General features: G+C 69.0%; 3 protein-coding genes, 1 tRNA gene, 1 other RNA gene and 1 pseudogene. 3 read left to right on the top strand and 3 right to left on the bottom strand.

Going from position 1 to position 3,722, the window contains the following annotated elements:
* Both AC08OJ_RS19175 and ffs read right to left on the bottom strand, forming a co-directional pair.
* Positions 1–1,724, bottom strand: a 1,724-nt coding sequence (locus tag AC08OJ_RS19175) for a DNA polymerase III subunit gamma and tau (protein WP_476596463.1), incomplete at its 3' end; no start/stop codon positions are given.
* A gap of 38 nt (positions 1,725–1,762) precedes the next feature.
* An RNA gene (gene ffs / locus AC08OJ_RS19180) (signal recognition particle sRNA small type) lies at positions 1,763–1,859 on the bottom strand.
* Between the two features lie 106 nt (positions 1,860–1,965).
* Between ffs and AC08OJ_RS19185 the strand changes: the two genes are divergently transcribed.
* Positions 1,966–2,050: transfer RNA gene (locus AC08OJ_RS19185), tRNA-Ser, on the top strand.
* Positions 2,010–2,330, top strand: a complete 321-nt coding sequence (locus tag AC08OJ_RS19190) for a hypothetical protein (protein ID WP_476596464.1) — start codon at positions 2,010–2,012, stop codon at positions 2,328–2,330. Before AC08OJ_RS19185 ends, AC08OJ_RS19190 begins: the two co-directional genes overlap by 41 nt.
* Before the next feature lie 229 nt (positions 2,331–2,559).
* Here AC08OJ_RS19190 and AC08OJ_RS19195 read toward each other — a convergent pair whose 3' ends face one another.
* Entirely contained in the window at positions 2,560–3,150 is a 591-nt protein-coding gene (locus tag AC08OJ_RS19195) for a TetR/AcrR family transcriptional regulator (RefSeq protein ID WP_476596465.1), read from the bottom strand.
* Positions 3,151–3,223: 73 nt separating this feature from the next.
* Between AC08OJ_RS19195 and AC08OJ_RS19200 the strand changes: the two are divergent.
* A pseudogene (locus AC08OJ_RS19200) lies at positions 3,224–3,718 on the top strand (FAD-dependent oxidoreductase); the annotation flags it as partial.
* Positions 3,719–3,722: the final 4 nt, after the last annotated feature.

Here is a 3,722-nt window from a genome sequence, read left to right on the forward strand (position 1 = left end):
GAGTAGCCACCGCCGCCCGGACCGGGACCCGCTCCGGGCCGCCCGCCGCCGTGACCAGATCCGCCCGCGGTAGCGACGGTGACCCGCCAGGTCCCGCCGAGTCTCTCCGCCAGCACGGCACAGAACAGCTCGGCGTTGTTCCCCTGCCCGAACATCCGGCCCATCGTCGGGGTGGCGAAGGCCAGCACGACCTCGTCGCCTCGAACGTCGGCAACGGTCGCGTGATCCTTCAAGATCGCATGCGTCTTCCGGCTGCGGCGGCCGGCGAGCACGAGAACCTCGTCCCACAGCATCCGCAGGCCGGCGGCGTCGATCCGCCCGGTCCCCGGAGTGCCTGCCATGCCCGGAACACCTGCCGGGCCCGAGGGACGATCACCCGACGTGAACGCGGGACCCGGCGAACCAGGCTGGGGGCCCTTCGCCGGTCGAGACACCGGTCCGCTCCGAGCGGGTGCCCGGACTGCCAGCGGCATGGGCTCCGGGTCCGCGGCGGGCGGGTGGACCGGCGCGGGAGCCCGGCCGGCCGGCAGCGGGGACGGGGGGCCCGGCTCCGGTTCTTCCCCGCCGAGCACGGCCCGCCGTTCCAGCCGCTCCAACCGGGTGAGCAGCGCGGCCGGGTCGGTCGACGCCGTGGGCAGCAACGCACGGGCCAGGATCAGTTCCAGCATCAGCCGTGGGCTCGCCGTCCCCCGCATCTCGACCAGGCCGTTGTGCAGGACGTCCGCCGTCCGGGACAGCTCGGCGGGGCCCATCCGGGTGGTCTGCGCCCGCATCCGGTCGATCTGGTCGGGGGAGAAGGATTCCAGCAGGCCGCGGGCGTCCGCGTCCGGAACGGCCGCCATCACGATCAGGTCGCGGAACCGGTCGAGGAGATCGGTCGCGAACCGGCGCGGGTCGTGACCGGCGGAGACGACCTTGTCGACCACGGTGAACAGGGCCGCGCCGTCGCGGTCGGCCAGCGCGTCGACGGTCTTGTCCAGCAGGACGCCGTCGGTCATGCCGAGCAGCGCCACCGCCCGGTCGTAGCGCAGGCCGTCGTCGTCCGCGCCGGCCAGCAGTTGGTCGAGAACGGACAGCGAGTCGCGGACCGATCCGGCGCCCGCCCGCACGATCAGCGGCAACACGGCCGGATCGACGGCGACCCCCTCCCGGGCGCAGACCGACGCCAGATGTTCGCGCAGCACGCCCGGCGGAACCAGCCGGAAGGCATAGTGGTGCGTCCGGGACCGGATGGTCGGGATGACCTTGTCCGGTTCGGTGGTGGCGAAGACGAACTTGAGGTACGGCGGGGGCTCCTCGACGACCTTCAGCAGCGCGTTGAACGCCGCCGCGGTCACCATGTGCGCCTCGTCCACCACGAAGACCTTGAACCGGGCCGACGCGGGGGCGAAGAACGCCCGCTCGCGCAGATCGCGGGCGTCGTCGACGAGACCGTGCGACGCGGCGTCGATCTCCGTGACGTCCATTGAGGCGCCCGTCCGGATGCCCACGCACTCGTCGCACACCCCGCAGGGTTCAGGGGTCGGGCCCTGGATGCAGTTCAGCGAGGCGGCGAGGATCCGGGCGGAGGAGGTCTTGCCGCAACCCCGGGGGCCGCTGAAGAGATAGGCGTGGTGCAGGCGGCCGGTGCGCAGGGCCTTGCGCAGTGCGTCGGTCACGTGCTCCTGGCCGACGACCTGGGCGAACGTCGCGGGACGGTACCGGTTGTACAACGCTGTGCTCACTGGCCTGCTCCGCGTGCTCGACGAGACGATCGGCGAAACGAGAGGACCCCCCGCACACCCGCCAGAGCCCGCTTACCCTTGCTGCCTTCCGGCCCTGGGGGGGTTCACGAGGGTAACGCCGCACGAGGGGTCTGCTGTGCAGTCTAGCCCGCGCTGGACAATCATGAATCCCGAGGTCTGCCGGGCGGCGCGGCGGCAGGCCCGGTGCCTGGCCCCGCAACGATCAGATAGTCTCATCCACGGAGGATTCGCCTAGTGGCCTAGGGCGCACGCTTGGAAAGCGTGTTGGGGGCAACCCCTCGCGAGTTCGAATCTCGCATCCTCCGCAACGATCTTGCCGGCCTTGATCTTCGGGCCAGCCTTCTGGCCAGGCACAATGCCATCCTTCTCCACCATCTCGCCACCCACGGTAGCCATGGAGCCTACCTGAGTCCCCGCGCCGCGCGAGGGATCGTCGTGGACACCGTCTCGGCCGTACGCTGGCCCGCGGAGCGCGGCGGGTGGGCGTACAGGGCACCCGTGATCGACGGTGAGGAGTACCCGAGCCGCTTCGACACGAGAGCGATGTCGATGATCTCGTCGAGCTGGCTCGAGGCCGACGAGTGACGAAGGCCGGGCGGCGAGAAATTGCCAAGACCTGTGGATCATGATCGGCGGGTGGCCCGGCGAGAGTCTCGGTGATCTTGTTGGCCGCAACATGAAGAGGCCGCGGCGTCGATGATGGATCACGGCGAGCATGATCGTGGCAGGTCTCCTCAGCTAACCAGAGCACGATCGAACTACGTCAGTCCGGTCAGGATGCCATGACCCGTTCACCGGGCGTCGGCCCGTCCCCCTACTTGTAGCCGCGGACGAAGAGTCTCACGGCGGACCGTAGCGCAGCGTCGAGTTCCGGGCTGTCGAGCGCAGGTGGATTGTGGACGGCGAACATGCCGAGCTCGGTCATCTCCCAGACGGTTCCGTTGACAAGGGCAATGAACTGGCCTGCCGCGCGGGCAGGGTCATCGATGCGCAGCGCGCCGCCGTGAGCGATCCTGGCCAGCTGGCCGATTAGCTCTGACCAGACGGGAGTCGCGACGCGTCGGCGCCAGAGCTGCAGCAGCTGGGGTTGGCGGGGCCCTTCGGCCTGCAGGAGCAGGCGCAGAGAGGCTGTGCGCGGATCGAGGAAGGTCGCCATGATGCGCCTTGCAAGATCGTTAAGGTAGGCCTCGGGGTCCGGTAGGGGGCTTGGGAAGAAGGCCGTCGCCTGACGTAGCGCGTCGAGGGTCGCCGTGAGGTGCGTATCGATGACGGCGAGGAACGGCGTCTCCTTATCTCCGAAGTGGTTGTAGACGGTCTGCCGTGACACCGGGGTCGCCGTGGCGATGTCCTCAAGCGTCGTGGCCGCATAGCCCTGGCGGACGAACAGATCTAGTGCCGCCAACATGATCGCCTCTCGCTTGGCGGGCTGGCCGCGTGCGGGCGCTCGGGGAGGCCAGGTGGCGTCGGCGGACACCCCCGTAGATCCACCGGACGGACGAGCCGTCGCCGTCACCGTCGCAACCAGCTCCGGCGAGCAGCACCGGGTGCCCGCCGACCACATCATCTCCTCGATGCCGATGTCGGCCCTGCTCACCAGCATGGACCCACCCCCACCGGTACACGTCCTCGGCGCAGCGAAGGACCTTCGGTATCGCGACTACCTGACGGTCGCCCTCATCGTGCCGAAGGAATTCAGCTTCCCGGACAACTGGATCTATATCCACGACCCCGGTGTCAGGGTCGGCCGCATCCAGAATTACGGATCCTGGTCTCCCTATATGGTCAAAGAGGGCCGCACCTGCCTTGGCCTGGAGTTCTTCGTCTTTGAGGGCGATGACATGTGGACGAAGCCGGACAATCAGCTGATCGCTCTGGGAACCGCGGAGCTCGAAACCCTCGGACTGATCCGCCGAGGCGCCGTCGAGGCCGGCTACGTCGTGCGGATACCCAAGGCATACCCGACCTACGACCAGTAGT

This window comes from Frankia sp. CgKIO3, from assembly GCF_977946435.1.

Coding starts and splice junctions, on each gene's coding strand:
- AC08OJ_RS19195 (WP_476596465.1), bottom strand. CDS start 3,150: ATGTTGGCGGCACTAGATCTGTTCGTCCGCCAGGGCTATGCGGCCACG.